Origin of the sequence: Bacillus sp. EKM202B (genome assembly GCF_011066025.1) — a bacterium.
GTDB lineage: Bacteria > Bacillota > Bacilli > Bacillales > Bacillaceae_G > Bacillus_A > Bacillus_A toyonensis.
In genome coordinates, this window is sequence record NZ_JAAMNK010000054.1 from 1 (window position 1) to 17,450 (window position 17,450).

General features: G+C 36.3%; 15 protein-coding genes and 2 riboswitches. Of the genes, 3 read left to right on the forward strand and 12 right to left on the reverse strand.

All coding sequences use genetic code 11. The features are described from left to right. Nucleotides 1-275: 275 nt before the first annotated feature. The 7 genes from G9F74_RS28375 to groES all read right to left on the reverse strand — a co-directional run bounded on the left by G9F74_RS28375 (nt 276) and on the right by groES (nt 9,992). Nucleotides 276-1,781, reverse strand: a complete 1,506-nt coding sequence (locus G9F74_RS28375; RefSeq protein WP_016107403.1) for a HAMP domain-containing sensor histidine kinase — start codon at nt 1,779-1,781, stop codon at nt 276-278. Then, nucleotides 1,765-2,466 (reverse strand): response regulator transcription factor, encoded by a 702-nt coding sequence (locus G9F74_RS28380; RefSeq protein WP_000929892.1) that lies wholly within the window; start codon nt 2,464-2,466, stop codon nt 1,765-1,767. Before G9F74_RS28380 ends, G9F74_RS28375 begins: the two co-directional genes overlap by 17 nt. Nucleotides 2,467-2,612: 146 nt before the next feature. Next, on the reverse strand, nt 2,613-3,938 hold the full coding sequence (locus G9F74_RS28385; protein ID WP_016107402.1) for an NCS2 family permease: 1,326 nt from the start codon (nt 3,936-3,938) through the stop codon (nt 2,613-2,615). A 128-nt stretch (nt 3,939-4,066) separates the two neighbouring features. Beyond that, a riboswitch (purine riboswitch) is annotated at nt 4,067-4,168 on the reverse strand. A gap of 152 nt (nt 4,169-4,320) precedes the next feature. Then, nucleotides 4,321-5,859 (reverse strand): glutamine-hydrolyzing GMP synthase, encoded by a 1,539-nt coding sequence (gene guaA, locus G9F74_RS28390; protein ID WP_000743919.1) that lies wholly within the window; start codon nt 5,857-5,859, stop codon nt 4,321-4,323. A 164-nt stretch (nt 5,860-6,023) separates the two neighbouring features. Next, nucleotides 6,024-6,125: riboswitch (purine riboswitch) on the reverse strand. 131 nt (nt 6,126-6,256) lie between these two features. Next, entirely contained in the window at nt 6,257-7,705 is a 1,449-nt protein-coding gene (locus tag G9F74_RS28395) for a glycosyltransferase family 39 protein (protein WP_001165921.1), read from the reverse strand. Nucleotides 7,706-8,034: 329 nt separating this feature from the next. Next, a complete protein-coding gene (gene groL, locus G9F74_RS28400) occupies nt 8,035-9,669 on the reverse strand; it encodes a chaperonin GroEL (protein WP_001029987.1) in 1,635 nt (544 codons plus the stop codon). 38 nt (nt 9,670-9,707) lie between these two features. Beyond that, nucleotides 9,708-9,992 (reverse strand): co-chaperone GroES, encoded by a 285-nt coding sequence (gene groES / locus G9F74_RS28405; RefSeq protein ID WP_000917306.1) that lies wholly within the window; start codon nt 9,990-9,992, stop codon nt 9,708-9,710. 399 nt (nt 9,993-10,391) lie between these two features. Here groES and G9F74_RS28410 point away from each other — a divergent pair, with 399 nt between their 5' ends. Both G9F74_RS28410 and G9F74_RS28415 read left to right on the forward strand, forming a co-directional pair. After that, a complete protein-coding gene (locus G9F74_RS28410) occupies nt 10,392-11,141 on the forward strand; it encodes a CPBP family intramembrane glutamic endopeptidase (protein ID WP_000745318.1) in 750 nt (249 codons plus the stop codon). Beyond that, entirely contained in the window at nt 11,138-11,329 is a 192-nt protein-coding gene (locus tag G9F74_RS28415; protein ID WP_001246201.1) for a YdiK family protein, read from the forward strand. The genes G9F74_RS28410 and G9F74_RS28415 overlap by 4 nt, the downstream gene beginning before the upstream one ends. Nucleotides 11,330-11,358: 29 nt before the next feature. Here G9F74_RS28415 and G9F74_RS28420 read toward each other — a convergent pair whose 3' ends face one another. Further along, the gene (locus G9F74_RS28420; RefSeq protein WP_000372701.1) at nt 11,359-11,988 is read right to left on the reverse strand and encodes a redox-sensing transcriptional repressor Rex; all 630 of its coding nucleotides are present in this window, start codon (nt 11,986-11,988) and stop codon (nt 11,359-11,361) included. Nucleotides 11,989-12,175: 187 nt separating this feature from the next. Between G9F74_RS28420 and G9F74_RS28425 the strand changes: the two genes are divergently transcribed. Then, nucleotides 12,176-14,110 carry an ABC-F family ATP-binding cassette domain-containing protein gene (locus G9F74_RS28425; protein WP_207391229.1) on the forward strand — a complete coding sequence of 645 codons (1,935 nt, stop codon included), beginning with the start codon at nt 12,176-12,178 and terminating at the stop codon, nt 14,108-14,110. 473 nt (nt 14,111-14,583) lie between these two features. On the opposite strand, the gene tsaD is transcribed toward G9F74_RS28425, so the two are convergent. From tsaD to tsaE, 4 genes are read right to left on the reverse strand one after another with little or no spacing between them, the layout of a single operon-like run. Then, entirely contained in the window at nt 14,584-15,600 is a 1,017-nt protein-coding gene (gene tsaD, locus G9F74_RS28430) for a tRNA (adenosine(37)-N6)-threonylcarbamoyltransferase complex transferase subunit TsaD (protein WP_016107400.1), read from the reverse strand. Then, on the reverse strand, nt 15,600-16,043 hold the full coding sequence (gene rimI, locus G9F74_RS28435; protein ID WP_000367202.1) for a ribosomal protein S18-alanine N-acetyltransferase: 444 nt from the start codon (nt 16,041-16,043) through the stop codon (nt 15,600-15,602). Before rimI ends, tsaD begins: the two co-directional genes overlap by 1 nt. Nucleotides 16,044-16,056: 13 nt before the next feature. Next, entirely contained in the window at nt 16,057-16,749 is a 693-nt protein-coding gene (gene tsaB / locus G9F74_RS28440; RefSeq protein ID WP_000865744.1) for a tRNA (adenosine(37)-N6)-threonylcarbamoyltransferase complex dimerization subunit type 1 TsaB, read from the reverse strand. Continuing rightward, nucleotides 16,730-17,203: a tRNA (adenosine(37)-N6)-threonylcarbamoyltransferase complex ATPase subunit type 1 TsaE gene (gene tsaE, locus G9F74_RS28445; protein ID WP_000049641.1), complete on the reverse strand. Its 474-nt coding sequence runs from the start codon at nt 17,201-17,203 to the stop codon at nt 16,730-16,732. The genes tsaB and tsaE overlap by 20 nt, the downstream gene beginning before the upstream one ends. Nucleotides 17,204-17,450 lie beyond the last annotated feature (247 nt).

The window sequence follows — 17,450 nt, forward strand, 5'->3', positions numbered from 1 at the left end:
TAAAAATAAAAATTGACGTTTCACGTTGTTTGTTTCGTTCAGTTTTCAAAGAACTACTCGGTCGCTCATTTGCGACTCCCTTATGTTAACATCTTCATGTTTCAATGTCAACTAAGTTTTTTATTTCGTTTGTCGTTTTCTGCGTTATTGCATCGGCGACTTGTTCTATATTACACCTCTGTACTCTAATCGTCAACATGTTTTTCTAAAAAAATATAAAAAGGCGTATTCCTTTTAAAATACGCCTTTTTACCATAGAACATTCTATTCGTTTATTATTTTTCTATAATAGGTAACGCGACGATGAATTGAATAATACCATCCTCATATTCAGCTCGAATACTCCCCCCCTGCAATTCAACAATACTTTTCGCAATAGCTAATCCAAGTCCCGATCCTTCTGTTACTCTACTTCTAGATTGATCCTTCTTATAAAAACGTTCGAACAAACTCCCTAACTCTTCTCTCGTAAACTCTTCACTATGATTCGCAATTACAATTTGCACTTCCCGGCGCTGCCTTTGAAGAGAAACTTTTATCTCCCCATCATCTTTACTATACTTAATCGCGTTCATTAATAAATTATCAAACACACGAACCATCTTTTCTGAATCAACCGCTGCATAGGCACGTTCCTCAGGAAACTTCTTAACAAACGCAAGTCCATGCTCTTCTGCCTGCGGTACTAACTCTTCTATTAATTGCTCCAATAACTCATTTATACAAACCTCTTGTTTTTCTAATACAACTTGCTCATTTGTTAACTTCGTATACTCAAATAAATCTTCTATTAAATTCTTTAACTGCTCCGACTTCGTAAAAGCAATTCTCGTATACTCATCATGTTGTTCTTTATTTTCATATTTAGAATCTCGAAGTAATCGCAAGTAACCCATAATAGAAGTAAGTGGTGTACGTAAATCGTGAGATACATTCGTAATAAGCTCGTTCTTTTGCTTCTCTAATTTACGTTCCTTTTCTATATTATTCATAAGCTCTTCTGCCATATTATTAATATTCTCAGTTAAAGACGCAATCTCATCCTCACCCTTTTTCTCAATACGGTACGCTAAGTTGCCTTTTTCTATTTCCTTTACACCTTGTGCCATCGCTTCAATTTGCTTCATCTTTCTCTTTGTTATATAGAAGAAAGAGAAAATGAATACGAGTACACCAATTAAAAATGGGAATGGTCCTTCTACTTTATAATATACTACTTCCCCTTGAGGAATTCCGCTCACAAACATATATAAATTCTTACCTTCAATCGTAATAGGTGAGAAAGTAATAAATTCTTTTCTAGATCTTTCAATATCATTATTATTCGAATAATTGATAGCAAATGAAGTTGCATTACGAATTGTATTATGCAAATTAATTTGTTCTTCTTGCGCCTGCTTCGTTTTATACAAAACCTTACCACTCTCATCGGTAACTAATATTTTAAAAGCATCCTGCCTCTGCTCTAAATTTTCATTTTCTAGCTCTATCATACTTTGTACAGCATCTAATTTATTTGCATCAACCATCATTTCCGCTGTACTTTGTGCTTTACGATTAATTTGTTCCATACCATCTTTATAATTAATCTCAGCATGTCGACTAGCATCCTCAAAAATAGGAGCTACTATCTTCGTTGATACAAAGAGACCTAATAACGCACAAGCAGTAAACGCAGTAATAAGTTGAATTCGCACACTCCGTTTCACACTCTTCATTATTTTTCCAATTAATTCTCGAATTTTCCTAATATAAGTAAATGGATTAAATATCTTTTTCAATCTTATACCCCACTCCCCATACTGTTTTTATATATATTGGCTTCCTTGGATTCTCCTCAATCTTTTCACGCACTTTCCGAATATGAACCATTACCGTGTTATCCGACTGGAAAGATCTTTCGTTCCAAACCTTTTCATAAATTTGTTCCGCGCTAAAGACCATCCCCGGATTACGAACTAATAATTCTAAAATTGAAAATTCCCTCGGGGTCAGTTTCACTTCTTCTCCATCCACAATAACTGTATGAGTGGAGATGTTTATTTTCATCTCTCCAATTTCTAACTCGTCCTCATTTTGAATAGCAAAACCATTCATCTTCATATAACGACGTAACTGAGATTTAATTCTTGCGATTAACTCTAACGGATTAAATGGTTTCGTTACGTAATCATCTGCACCTGTTGTTAATCCTAAAATTTTATCCATATCTTGCGTTTTCGCAGAAAGCATAATAATTGGCATTTCTTTCGATTCTCTTACTTTCATACACATATGAATACCATCTACCTTTGGCATCATAATATCTAATACGACTAGATGTACTTCATTTTCTTCTAGTAAACGTAATCCTTCTTCTCCGTCTCCTGCTTGCAACACTTTATATCCTTCATTCTTTAAATAGATTGTAATAAGATTCCTAATTTCTTTTTCATCATCTACGACAAGTATTGTTTCGTGCGCCACAATATCTCCCCCATCACTTTTTTAATCCCTAACTTCTATTATAGGAAAACTTCTGAAGAAAAACGCTCGGAAATCCTTAAGATTTTCTGAAGACGCAAAAAAGGTCTAGACTCCCCTTAAGTCTAGACCTTTCAAAAAAACCCCTTTTATTTACGAACGTAGATGAAATATAGTACGAATAAAACTCCCATAACATACATAATTGGATGAATCTCTTTACGGCGACCACTTACTACCATTGTAATTGGATAGAAGATAAAGCCAATCGCAATCCCTGTTGCAATACTATACGTAAGCGGCATTGAAATGATCGTAAAGAATGCTGGTACTGCAATCTCGAATTTCTTCCAATCAATTTCGCCTAAAGATGAAACCATCAAGATCCCTACAATAATTAGTGCTGGCGCCGTTACAGCTGGTGTCACAACACTTAATAGTGGTGAGAAGAATAGCGCCAGCAAGAAGAATCCAGCTGTTACAACTGCTGTAAATCCAGAACGTCCACCCGCTGCTACCCCTGCAGACGACTCAATGTAAGACGTTGTTGTTGATGTACCTAGGATCGCACCGATTACAGTTGCAATTGCATCTGCGAATAACGCTTTTCCTGCACGTGGTAATTTATTATTCTTCATTAATCCAGCTTGATTCGCAACCGCTACAAGCGTACCTGCTGTATCAAAGAAATCGATAAAGAAGAACGTTATAATTACAATCCCCATTTGAATAGTGAAAATGTCTCCGAAATGAGTTAACGCAGCACCGAACGTTGGTTCTAGACTCGGTATCGCTCCCACTACAGCTTTCGGAGTATCAATCAATCCTGTTGCCACTCCTAAGATCGCTGTAAGAATCATACCGTAAAATACTGCACCATTGATTTTCTTAATCATGAAGATGATCGTAGTAACAACCCCAAAGATTGCTAGTAACGTTGTGCCCTTTGTTAAGTCCCCCAACCCAACAAGAACAGCATCATTTTTCACGATAATTCCGGCATTTTGGAATCCAAGAAAGGCAATGAACAATCCGATACCTGCTGCTACTGCAAACTTTAACTCCGATGGAATTGCATTAATGATTTTTTCACGAATACCTGAAGCTGTAAGAATAATAAAGATAATACCTGACATTAACGTTCCGGCAATTGCTGTTTGCCACGGAATACCCATCGTTAAAACTGCTGTATAAGCAAAGAACGCGTTAATTCCCATACCTGGGGCTAAAGCAATTGGATACTTTGCGAAAATACCCATAATTAACGAACCGATCGCGGCCGCTAATGCTGTCGCAACGAATACTGCACCTGGATCCATTCCTGTACCTGCTGGTAACCCTTTAACATTTCCAAGTGACAGCGTAGCAGGATTGACAAATAGTACGTAAGCCATAGATAGAAATGTCGTTAACCCTGCTATGAACTCAGTCTTATAATTCGTACCGAGCTCATCAAATTGAAAATAGCGTTTCATCCTACGTTTCCCCCGTTATATGATTACTCGCCGCATTTCACCCTAGCCCTCTTTTATCTATAAAAATAAAAAAGGCTTCCATTGCATATACATGGAAGCGTTCTATAAACAAAGACAAGTTTCCCCTCATCTTTATAAAAACGCCTCGTAGTCAAGCCATTTACGGTAGCTAGGTAGAAACTTTCGGGCCATATCCCCGATATTATACGACGGCATAATATTCACTTTTCGTTTGAATTACATACTCATATTAACTCTTGAAAGTATTTTTGTCAATTTAAAAACGAACAATTTTATAAAATTTCATATTTTTGTTCGTATTAATACTGAAAACAAAAAGATCCATCTATGCATGAGCAAAAGATGGATCTTTTTTATAATACTATTCCCACTCAATAGTTGCTGGTGGCTTACTCGTTACATCATACACGATACGGTTAACGTGTTTTACTTCGTTTACGATACGTACAGAGATTTTCTCTAATACGTCCCAAGGGATACGTGCCCAGTCAGCTGTCATACCGTCGATAGATGTTACTGCACGGATACCTACTGTGTAATCGTAAGTACGCTCGTCACCCATAACACCTACGCTACGCATACCAGGAAGCGCAGTGAAGTATTGCCAAATTTCGCGGTCTAAGCCCGCTTTAATAATTTCTTCACGTAAAATCGCATCAGATTCACGAACGATTTCTAATTTCTCTTCTGTGATTTCACCTAATACACGAATACCAAGTCCTGGACCTGGGAATGGTTGACGCCATACGATTTCATCAGGAATTCCTAATTCAGATCCTAATACACGTACTTCATCTTTAAATAACGTGTTTAAAGGCTCAATTAATTTGAACTGCATGTCTTCCGGAAGTCCACCAACGTTATGGTGAGATTTAATTGTTTGTGCAGTTGCTGTACCACTTTCAACGATGTCTGTGTAAAGTGTACCTTGTGCTAGGAAGTCCATACCTTGTAATTTAGAAGCTTCATCATCAAATACGTAAATGAATTCGTTACCGATAATTTTACGTTTTTGTTCTGGATCTTCTACACCTTTTAACTTGTTCATAAAGCGTTCTTGTGCATCCACTTTAATAACGTTCATATGGAAGCCTTCGCTAAATGTTTTCATAACGCCTTCTGCTTCACCTTTACGAAGTAAGCCGTGGTCAACGAAAATACATGTTAACTGGTCGCCAATTGCTTTATGAATTAATACTGCTACAACAGAAGAATCTACACCGCCACTAAGTGCGCATAGTACTTTTTTGTCTCCAACAGTTTCACGGATCTTCTCTAATTCTACTTCGATAAAGTTCTCCATGTTCCATCCTTCAGAACAACCACATACGCCGAATACGAAGTTTTTAATTAAATCGTTACCGTGCTCAGAGTGACGTACTTCTGGGTGGAATTGTACACCGTATAAGTTTTTCGCTTCATTGCTCATACCAGCAATTGGGCAAGACTCGCTTGTTGCGTCTACTACGAATCCTTCAGGTAAACCAGTTACTAAGTCACCATGACTCATCCATACAACTTGCTCTTCTGGAAGGTTCGTATATAATTTTGATTCGTTCTCTACTTTAAGAACAGCTTTTCCGTACTCACGGTGGTTTGCACGTTCTACTTTACCACCGAAGTGTTGTGTCATAAGCTGCATACCGTAACAAATACCGAAAATCGGTAATCCTAGTTCAAAGATTTTTTCATCACAATGTAATGCACCTTCACCGTATACACTATTTGGTCCACCAGAGAAAATAATCCCTTTTGGATTCATTGCTTTAATTTCTTCTGCAGTAATTGTATGTGGATGAAGTTCACTGTATACACCGAACTCACGAATTCGACGTGCTATTAACTGATTGTACTGACTTCCAAAATCTAAAACGATAATTGTATCGTGCTGCTTTTTCAAAATAATCACCCCAACGTTAGTTCTCGTATATAAATATTTTCACCAATTTGGCGAAAAGCATTACCAATATAATAAAAAAAGCCAGTCCTCCGCCTCTAGTCTCATAACAAAGAAAAGGCAGGGGTCTGGCTTTATAAAGAAAGATAGTCTCCGCTCTTTATAAATATAAGACACACTGCCTTCATAGTCAGGTTGTTTACGGTAACCCGGTAGAGACTCTCAAACCATATCATTGAGGATATATGAAGGATCGTTTTATATTATCTTCCTAGATTCTAACAATGAAGTGTCGATGTGGTCAAGAGAGAAAGCGACAAAATTCTACAGAAATTAATTTCTTTCCCACTAAAACACAAAAAACATTTCCATATAGAAATGTTTTTTGTGTTTTATCCTATTATTCAACTTTTTTCTGTTGTTTTCTACCCATTAATCGTGTAACACCATTTTTCATTACAAATACCCCGTATCCCACAAATAAAAAAATAACGGGCAAAATGTCAAAACGATACCTAGTTTGAACTTCGACAAACAAATGAATAACCACATATCCGCCAAACAAAATATATAAAAGAGGATATATTGAATCATTTCTTCTATATAATGAAATGGTACCAATCGCAAATATACAACATGTAATATACATAAGCCTTTCATATTTTGTCAGCATTTGTTGTAAGTGTGGTTTATTCAGTTCCCCCCACTCCAAAGCCCAACCAGGTGCATCATCAGGATTACTCCACATTTTTTCAACTTTCAATACAAGTAATTGACGAACTTTCTCTTTGTCCTTCAATCTGTCCTTGATCAAAGCAATGGAAGCATCATTTCTTTCCTTCCCAAGTTTAAATTGACTAAGGTAAACAACATCTGGCTGATTCCATCCACCAATCGAATCATAATTGAATCCCACAACAAATTTCCAATATGGCATTTGGTTCGACAATGGTTTTTTCGCTAATCCCGTGTTCATTAAGAAAATACTTACAATTTGCATCACTAGAAAATATACAATCACTATTCCCACTAATTTTTTTACGTAGTTTAACGTTTCTTTTTTTCTAAACGGAAGTATCTTATAAATTAATACATAAACAAAAACCGCCAATAAAAAGAAACTTCCTAACGGTCTCATAATATTTCCAATGCTTAACAGTAACCCTGTTAAACCCCAACCGTATTTAGTTGAAAAACCTTTTGTAATTAAAACATACAGTCCTAAAAAAAAGAAAAAGGTAGAAATATATTGATTTGTTAATACAGAGCTATAGATAATATTAGGTATGTAAAGCGCGTAAAATATTGCCGCAGTTCTCGCACTGTATTCATTAAAAATGGTTTTACCCATAAAATAAATAATCACGGCAGTACCTACGCTCCAAAAAATATTAAATAACTTCAATATAAACAGATGATTACCAAAAATTTTTATTAATATAGCCTCATAATATGTGAATCCCAATTGGTATGTCCAACTCATATAGTATTCATCTGTAATAAATGCAAAATTACCCTTTACAGCTTGTTGAGCACTTTCATACATTACAGAAAAATCCGAGATAGGTACTGTTTTTTCAAAAATGATCCATAACAACCTAATTGCAAAGGCTGTAACTATGAGAATGAGCAAAAATTGATTAACTGTTAAAAAACGATTTGCTAAAAATGATATTATTCCGAGCACCAAAATAGTTGCTACTATCTCCAGAATTAACACAGCGACCGAGGAATAGGTAGATTTCTCTATTTGAAATGAATTATAAAGTGTAATGACAAACATCGCCAAACCACATACTACTAATATTTTCGAAAAAATGTTTCTACCCAAATTTTCTTTAATCTGCATCATATACCTCACTAACTAGGCTACCGCCATCTTCTCTCATAGACAATAAGAACTAGGAGACTTATTATCTCGACTAAAAAATAAGAAAAATCCCTTTTGACTGTATCATAAATGTTAAAAGAATTATATATTCAATTGGAATTATATTGAATATTACCGTAATAAAAGAAGCTTGAATATTCCCCTCCATTCTCTCTCTAAACTTGCGACCTTCCAGAAACCTTTTATATACATCTTAACAACAAAAAAGACTACCTCCTTTTATCAAGGAAGTAGCCTTCTTCTAATTAACTATTTATACATTGAACAGCTTCACAGAGTGATGCTTATTACATCATTCCGCCCATACCGCCCATGCCCATGCCGCCCATGTCAGGCATTGCTGGTGCATTTGGTTCTGGCTTATCAGCAACTACAGCTTCAGTTGTTAAGAACATAGCTGCAACAGATGCTGCGTTTTGAAGTGCAGAACGAGTTACTTTAGCTGGATCTACGATACCAGACTCAAGCATGTTAACCCATTCGCCAGTAGCTGCGTTGAAACCAACGCCTACTTTTTCGCCTTTTAGACGCTCTACAACTACAGATCCTTCTAGACCAGCGTTGATTGCGATTTGACGAACTGGCTCTTCTAGTGCACGAAGTACGATGTTGATACCTGTTGCTTCGTCGCCTTCAGCTACGATAGAAGCTACTTTCGTGTATACGTTCATAAGTGAAGTACCACCACCTGCAACGATACCTTCTTCTACTGCTGCACGAGTTGAGTTAAGTGCATCTTCAATGCGAAGTTTGCGCTCTTTTAACTCAGTTTCAGTTGCTGCACCTACTTTAATTACCGCTACGCCACCAGCTAATTTAGCAAGACGCTCTTGTAATTTTTCACGATCGAATTCAGAAGTTGTTTCTTCTAATTGCGCACGGATTTGACCGATGCGAGCTTCGATTTGTTGTGTGTTTCCAATACCTTCAACTACAGTTGTGTTTTCTTTCGTTACAACGATTTTACCAGCGCGTCCTAAAGATTCAACTGTAGCAGATTTTAAGTCACGTCCTAATTCTTCAGTGATTACTTCGCCACCAGTTAAGATTGCGATATCTTCTAGCATTGCTTTACGACGGTCACCAAATCCAGGAGCTTTAACAGCCACTACATTGAATGTACCACGAAGTTTGTTCACTACTAATGTAGCTAAAGCTTCGCCTTCTACATCTTCAGCAATGATAAGAAGTGGTTTACCTTGTTGTACCACTTGCTCTAATACTGGTAAGATTTCTTGGATGTTAGAAATCTTTTTGTCAGTAATTAAGATATATGGGTTATCAAGAACAGCTTCCATTTTGTCAGAATCAGTAATCATGTAAGGAGATGCATATCCACGATCAAATTGCATACCTTCTACTACGTCTAATTCCGTTGTGAATCCTTTAGATTCTTCTAAAGTAATAACGCCGTCGTTACCAACGCGCTCCATTGCTTCAGCGATTAATTGACCTACTTCTTCGTCAGCCGCAGAAATAGCAGCTACTTGTGCGATAGAAGATTTACCTTCAATTGGTTTAGAAATCGCTTTTAATTCTTCAATTGCAGCAGTAACAGCTTTTTCGATACCTTTACGAAGACCCATTGGGTTTGCACCAGCTGTTACGTTTTTAAGACCTTCACGAATCATAGCTTGCGCTAATACAGTTGCAGTTGTCGTTCCGTCACCAGCTACATCGTTTGTTTTGCTAGCAACTTCTGCTACTAATTTTGCACCCATGTTTTCGAATGCATCTTCTAATTCGATTTCTTTTGCGATTGTTACACCATCATTTGTAATAAGTGGTGAACCGAATTTTTTCTCAAGTACAACGTTACGACCTTTTGGTCCAAGCGTTACTTTTACTGCGTTTGCAAGAGTGTCGACACCGCGAAGCATCGAACGACGTGCTTCTTCACTAAATTTAATATCTTTTGCCATAATAATTGACCCCCTTGGAATTTTTAAGATTTATATAATTAACCGATAACTGCTAAAATGTCACTTTCACGTAAAATCAAGTAGTCTGTACCTTCGTATTTTACTTCAGTACCTGCATATTTTGAGAAGATGATAAGATCACCTGCTGCTACCTCTAAAGCAACACGCTCACCATTTTCAAGCACTCGACCAGTACCTACTGCAATAACTTTACCCTCTTGTGGTTTTTCTTTTGCAGTGTCTGGTAATACAATACCACTTGCTGTTTTTTCTTCTGCTTGAACAAGCTCAATTACAACGCGATCACCTAATGGCTTTAGCATGAACAATAACCTCCTCATTGTGTTATGTAAATTTTTTATTAGCACTCGAGTCACCCGAGTGCTAACACACTTATAATAATAAATAATCTCAATTTCTTTTGCAAGTAAAAAAATCATAATTTTTTCGCAAATTACTATATATACTCTTCTATATAAAATCCTTCTTCTACTACCTTTACTATATGAATCGTTGTTTCCACTACTCGTATGTTACAATATGAAAGACACCCTAAGTTGTTTTCGCTACACACACAACTTTTTCCTGTCTTCTATTTTAATTTCCAATGCAGATTTACAAAAAAAAACATAATTCGAATGAAAGTTTATATCGTAGGTAGCATATTACATGTTATCCTGCCTTATCTCATACACTAGAGTTAGAAAGGATGGTTAAACCATTTGAAGAAACAATATTGGTGGATTATCGTTACATACATTTTAATGCAATTGTCGGGTATTGCCGGATTACCACTTCTTCTGAAAACCGGACTATACGATAATAGAGGATTTACCAACGAGGAAAAGTTTCAACTAATAACCGGACATTGGTCTATTATTAGCTTTTTCATTGCACTATGCGTTGTAATTTGGTTACTTAGAACAGATATTCGTGACAGGCATTTAGATGCAATGCGCTCTTCTGTTCCAGCTACAATCGGGTGGATTTTTATCGGGTTCTTCTTAGCAATCATCTCACAAAGTATTGCAGGTATGATTGAAATGTATCTATTAGGGATTACACCTGGATCTGAGAATACAGACCGACTTATGGACATCGCAAGAACGACACCTTGGTTCCTTATTGTTATATCTATAATCGGACCTATTTTAGAAGAAATCGTATTTAGAAAAATTTTATTTGGTACACTTTATAAGAGATTTAATTTCTTCGTTGCTGCTATTATTAGTTCACTCGTATTCGCAGCGATTCATTTTGATTTTACTCACCTATTGGTATACACTTCTATGGGGCTCGTATTCGCCTTCTTATATGTAAAAACGAAACGCATTATCGTTCCTATAGCAGCCCATGTAGCAATGAATACATTAGTTGCCATTGGACAGATTTTCATGAGCAATGAACAAATTCAAGAAATGATTAAAGAAGCTGAAAAAATGCAAGGCTTTATCGGAGGATTTTTTGTATGAGAAACTCACCATTGTTCATGGCTGCATTGTATTTCCTTCTCGGATGTATCTTTACACGTTTCGCCATTACGAACGTGACAGATACAATCTGGAATATGTGGACAATACTATTTGCAGTTATGGCAACAATTGATTTTAATTTGGCACTTCGCCTTATATTAGTGAAATTCACAAAGAAAAAACAATAATAAAACGCAGAGGTCACCTCCTCTGCGTTTTATTGTGGATAATTCTTTAAAAAGTAAACAAGCGTTTGTAGCTCTACAGCTAAATCAATATGATGAATTCTTATATTCTCTGACACATTTAAGCGTGCTGGTGTGAAGTTTAAAATACCGTGCACGTTTGTTTCTGCCAATCTATCGGCTACAGATTGCGCTACTGTAGCGGGTACTGTTAATATTGCCACTTGTATATCATTTGATAACCTTTCTTCTAATTCATCTAAATGATATACAGGAATACCCCCGATTTCTGTTCCAACTTTCTCTTCACTAACATCAAATGCCATTTCAATTTTTGTATTATTGTTTTTCGTGAAATTATAATGTAAGAAAGCGGTCCCTAAATTACCTACTCCAATAAGCGCTACACGTGTTATATCATCTTGATCGAGTGTTTCACGGAAAAATGATAATAAATAATTTACGTTATATCCATATCCCTTTTTCCCTAATGCTCCAAAGTATGAGAAATCTCTTCGAATAGTTGCGGAATCAACCTTTACCGCTTCACTCAATTCGGCTGATGAAACACGTTGCTTACCAGAAAGAGATAAGTTTTGGATAAATCGATAGTATAGAGGCAATCGTTTAGCAGTGGCTTGCGGAATTTTCTGCTGATCCATATAACCTCTCCTCTCTTCCTATCTTTATTCATATACTTGAATCGAATACAGAAGTTTAGTACTTATGAATTTCCTTGTATAATAAAGAGAAGAAGTATTCTCTCTTTATTTTAAACTATACACTATTTTTAGTATGATTGAGAAATATAAACATGGCAAAGTTAAGAAATTATTTGAGGTGAAAACATTGATTTTATTACAAGTAAACGGGCTTTCAAAATTATACGGTGCCGAAACGATTCTTGCAAACATAAAATTGGAAGTGCAAACGAAAGATCGTATCGCTTTAGTTGGACGAAATGGAGCCGGAAAATCTACATTATTAAAAATTATCGCCGGTGAATTATCTCATGATGGCGGCGAAATTATAAAACCGAAAGATGTCTCAATTGGGTACTTAGCTCAAAATACTGGATTAGAAACATCATTAACAATTTGGGATGAAATGCTAACCGTCTTTACACACCTACAGCAAATGGAGACAAAACTTCGAAGGCTAGAGCAAGAAATGGGAAAAGAAGAAAACTTTTCAAATGCCGCTACATATGAAGAATTATTAGCTGATTATGACCAATTGCAATTAGATTATAAAGATCAAGGCGGCTATCAGTACGAAGCAGATATTCGCTCCATTTTAAGCGGTCTTGGTTTCCCTGTTGAAACGCATCAGACGACAATTTCTACGTTAAGTGGCGGACAAAAAACGAGATTAGCTCTTGGGAAATTATTATTAACGAAACCAGACTTACTTATTTTAGACGAGCCTACAAACCATTTAGACATCGAAACATTAACGTGGCTTGAGCAATACTTACAAGGTTATCCTGGCGCAATTTTAATCGTTTCTCATGACCGTTATTTCTTAGATAAGCTTGTTACACAAGTATATGAAATTTCGAATAAAGAAAGCAGACGATTTGTTGGTAACTACAGTAAATATTTAGACTTAAAATCAGCCCTATACGAACAAGAAATGAAGCGTTACGAAAAGCAACAAGATGAAATCGCTAAACTTGAGGACTTCGTTCAAAAAAATATAGCACGTGCATCTACGACAAAACGTGCACAAAGCCGTCGTAAACAATTAGATAGAATGGAATTATTAACCAGACCATTAGGTGACTCTAAATCAGCCTCATTCCACTTCGATATTGAAAAACAAAGTGGAAATGATGTTTTACAAGTAAAAGATGCAACCATCGGTTATGATGAGGATCCTATTATTGAACATGTAAATATGCGCTTAACTCGGGGAGATAGTGTTGCCTTAGTTGGACCGAATGGAATTGGAAAATCCACATTATTAAAATCCATTGTGAATAAGTTACAGCTATTACATGGAGATGTTGCTTTCGGATCAAATGTATCTGTTGGTTATTATGATCAAGAGCAAGCTAACTTAACATCTTCTAAGCGCGTTTTAAATGAACTATGGGATGAATATCCGCTTCAACCCGAAAAAGAAATTCGCACTATATTAGGTAATTTTTTATTCACAGGGGATGATGTACTAAAACCAGTATCTTCTCTTAGTGGTGGACAAAAGGCCCAATTAGCTCTCGCAAAACTTATGATGCAAAAATCCAATTTATTAATTCTCGATGAGCCAACGAACCATCTTGATTTAAATAGTAAAGAAATTTTGGAGAATGCTTTAATTGATTATCCAGGAACTCTTCTATTCGTTTCACATGACCGCTACTTCATTAATCGCGTAACGACTACAGTTGTCGAATTATCAACAGAAGGTGCGCAAGAGTATTTAGGTGATTACGATTACTATGTGGAGAAGAAAAATGAAATGATTGAACGCGCAGCATTTGAACAACAAGAACAGCAAGAAAATCAGGCACCTGTTCAAAAAACTGTAGCTCAAGAAAAATTAAATTATCTCGAAGAAAAAGAGCGTAAACAATTAGAACGTCAACGCACTCGAAAAATCGAAGAACTAGAACAAAACATCGTAAGCTTAGAAGAAGAAATTGCTACGTTAGAGGATCAGCTTTGCTTACCAGAAATATATGCAGATTATGAAAAGGCTAGTGAGATTACAACGAAAAAACAAACATTACAAGAACAACTTGAAGCCTGTATGGCAGAATGGGAAGAACTGCATATATAAGCTAATTTAAACAAAAAGGATGTCTCATCAGTCGAGGATTTTTGACTAGATGACATCCTTTTTATTTCCCTTTAGAATCAGTTTCGTAGTACATGAAATTATATCGACGATTTTTTGAATGCACATACCTTAACTTAAAATATATAAACAATTCGACAAGAAACATCGTTTTCCCGACAAAGATTGACAATTGCAGCAACCAATATGATAAGAGGAGGATTTTTCAAAAGTTTTTTAGGATATCTTCTCGTTTTTATTTCCCGAAAAAGAATTCATTTAAAGGTCAGACTTCATCCGTTTTATCCACAAGGTTATACACATATCCACCTTTATAAAATAAACATCAAAATAACTTTTCCACATTATCCACATTTAACAAAAAAGTTATTAACAGTTTATATACACAATAAAACCCACATTATCAACAGATAATATGGGTTTTATCCACAAGCTGTGGTTAATTTTGTGTATAACTATGCTTCAATATCTAAGCCTGGGTTTGCATTTAAAGCTAATGTCGCACGTTTTCCTTGTTCGTATGCAATTGTACCTGCAGCTGCAATCATTGCTGCATTGTCTGTGCATAAAGATAACGGCGGGATAATTAGCTCTATATCTTCTTTTCGTGCAAACTCTTCTTCTAGACGTGCACGAAGCCCTTTATTAGCAGCTACTCCACCAGCAAGAAGCAATTGCTTTACATTATACGCTTCTGCTGCACGAGATGCTTTCGTTACAAGTACATCAATTACACTCTCTTGAAAGCTTGCTGCTAAATCTTCCGGTGCAATTTCTATACCACGTTGTTTTGCGTTATGCACAGTGTTGATAACTGCTGATTTCAATCCACTAAAGCTGAAATCATACGAATCGGGTTCTAGCCATGCACGAGGCAAATCAATTGTTGGCTTCCCTTCATGCGCAAGGCGATCAATATGAGGACCACCTGGATACGGCATAGATAGCGTACGAGCTACTTTATCATATGCTTCTCCTGCTGCATCATCTCGTGTTTCACCAATCACTTCAAATGAACCATGTTCTTTCATATAAACAAGTTCTGTATGTCCACCAGATACAACAAGTGATAGTAGTGGGAATTGAACTTCTTTTACTAAACGATTCGCATAAATATGGCCAGCAATATGATGAACACCAACTAGAGGAATATCATGTGCAAAGGCTACCGCCTTCGCTGCATTTACTCCTATTAAAAGTGCTCCTACTAAACCGGGTCCCTCTGTTACAGCAATTGCATCAATATCCTCGAAAGTTATATTCGCTTCTTTTAAAGCTTCTTCTAACACAACTGTAATTTCTTCTACATGGTGACGGGATGCAATCTCTGGTACAACCCCGCCAAAACGCTTATGACTTTCAATTTGTGATGCAACGACGTTCGCAATGATTTGCGTTCCATTTTTAACAACTGCTACTGCTGTTTCATCGCAGCTTGTTTCAATACCAAGTATAATCGTATTTTTTTCCATTATATATTCACCCACATTACAAGACCATCTTCCTGATTGTCTGCATAGTATCGTTTACGAATTCCACCATTTTGAAATCCGTATTTTTTGTATAACTGCTTTGCTACTTCATTTGATACGCGTACTTCAAGCGTCATTGTTTTTACCCCTAGTTCTTTCGCTACGGAAATAACTTCTTTCAATAGGGCATCTCCTAACTTTTGACCTCGGTATTCTGGCAAAATAGCTATATTTGTGATATGTGATTCATCAATAATTATCCACAATCCACAATACCCGATTACAAGGCCATCTTTTTCTAGCACAACATAATGTGCATGTTCATTCATCGTTAATTCACGTTGAAAGGCATCTGCAGTCCAAGGAGTTGAAAAAGATGCTTCTTCAATAGCTACAATTTGAGCGATATCATCGAGTTCCATCTTTCTAAATATCATATCCATCTTCTGCAAGCTCCTACTTGTTTTGACTTTCTAACCACTTTGTTTCAGCTTCAGCTAAACGAAGGTAACTAGGAACAAATGAATGTACATCTTGTTCCTCTTTTTGTAACCCTAAGAAAGCTAACTCACTTGGTCTTGGGTTATTTTTAGTGAAAGGAGCAAATACAGCTTGATTGCCTAAATGTTCTATAATTGTTTCTTTATGCAATTTAACATCGTTACCGATAAATAAAACAGGCTGTCCTTTATCTTTTAACATTTGCAACCAGTCTACAATAAGAATAATTCGATCTTCTTCTATTGAAGTTAACTGCTCTCCTTCATATGTATATAATCCAGTATAAATTTGTCCACGTCTTCCATCAAATAAAGGACAAATTAACCCACTAAAGTTAGCACCGTTTGCAGCTACTACTTCTAAACTTGATACACCTACGATTGGTATTTGAAGTGACCAAGCTAATGTTTTTGCCGCTGTCACACCTATGCGAACTCCTGTATATGATCCAGGTCCAGCAGCCACAACGATTTTAGTTAATTCTTTTGGTTTTACACCACATTCTTTTAATAGTTGCTCTACAGCTGGCATAAGGCGTACAGAATGGTTTTTTGTTAAATTTGTAATGATTTCCCCAATTACGTTTTCTTCCTCAATAAGGGATACACCCATTACGTAATTTGAAGTATCAATTGCTAGTACTTTCATCTTGTAATAGCTCCTCACATAATCTAATATAACGGTCTCCAACTGGCTCGAGTACAATTTTCCTTGTGTCATCTCCAGCATGGAATAAACTAATTTGTAACTTTTCATTCGGTAAATATGCTTCTATCAAATGAGCCCATTCTACTACCGTAATTCCTTCACCATAGAAGTACTCATCAAAACCTAAGTCTTCTTCACTTTCCGCTAAACGATACACGTCCATATGATATAACGGCAATCTTCCTTTATATTCTTTAATAATGTTAAAGGTAGGACTATTTACAACTCTTTTCACGCCAAGACCTTTTGCTAGCCCTTTTGTAAAAGTCGTTTTACCAGCTCCAAGATCTCCTTCTAAAATAATTACATCTTGTGCCCGGGCAAGTTCACCTAGTTTTTCTGATAATCTTTGTGTTTCCTCAGAAGATTTTGTTGTTACTTCATATTTACTCACAGACTTCACCTACTTTACTCACAATGTTCTCTGCTCTTTATTATACAGGTTTTGAATATATAAAAAAGTCCTTAGGAGTTGTCCTAAGGATAGTTTGACTGTCTTTATTAGTTTTTTGTTAAAACAAATAAAAAAATACGAAACAACTTGTTTCGTTCTTTTCTTTATATAAAATGGCGGTCCCGACCGGGGTCGAACCGGCGATCTCCTGCGTGACAGGCAGGCATGTTAACCACTACACCACGGG

Bases quoted from the DNA above. Each gene is read 5' to 3' on its own strand.
- tsaB (WP_000865744.1), bottom strand. From the start codon at position 16,749: ATGAAAGTACTAGCAATTGATACTTCAAATTACGTAATGGGTGTATCC.
- G9F74_RS28385 (WP_016107402.1), bottom strand. From the start codon at position 3,938: ATGAAACGCTATTTTCAATTTGATGAGCTCGGTACGAATTATAAGACT.
- G9F74_RS28415 (WP_001246201.1), top strand. From the start codon at position 11,138: ATGAGAAACTCACCATTGTTCATGGCTGCATTGTATTTCCTTCTCGGA.
- rimI (WP_000367202.1), bottom strand. From the start codon at position 16,043: ATGGATATGATATTTAGAAAGATGGAACTCGATGATATCGCTCAAATT.
- tsaD (WP_016107400.1), bottom strand. From the start codon at position 15,600: ATGGAAAAAAATACGATTATACTTGGTATTGAAACAAGCTGCGATGAA.
- groES (WP_000917306.1), bottom strand. From the start codon at position 9,992: ATGCTAAAGCCATTAGGTGATCGCGTTGTAATTGAGCTTGTTCAAGCA.
- G9F74_RS28420 (WP_000372701.1), bottom strand. From the start codon at position 11,988: ATGGATCAGCAGAAAATTCCGCAAGCCACTGCTAAACGATTGCCTCTA.
- G9F74_RS28395 (WP_001165921.1), bottom strand. From the start codon at position 7,705: ATGCAGATTAAAGAAAATTTGGGTAGAAACATTTTTTCGAAAATATTA.
- groL (WP_001029987.1), bottom strand. From the start codon at position 9,669: ATGGCAAAAGATATTAAATTTAGTGAAGAAGCACGTCGTTCGATGCTT.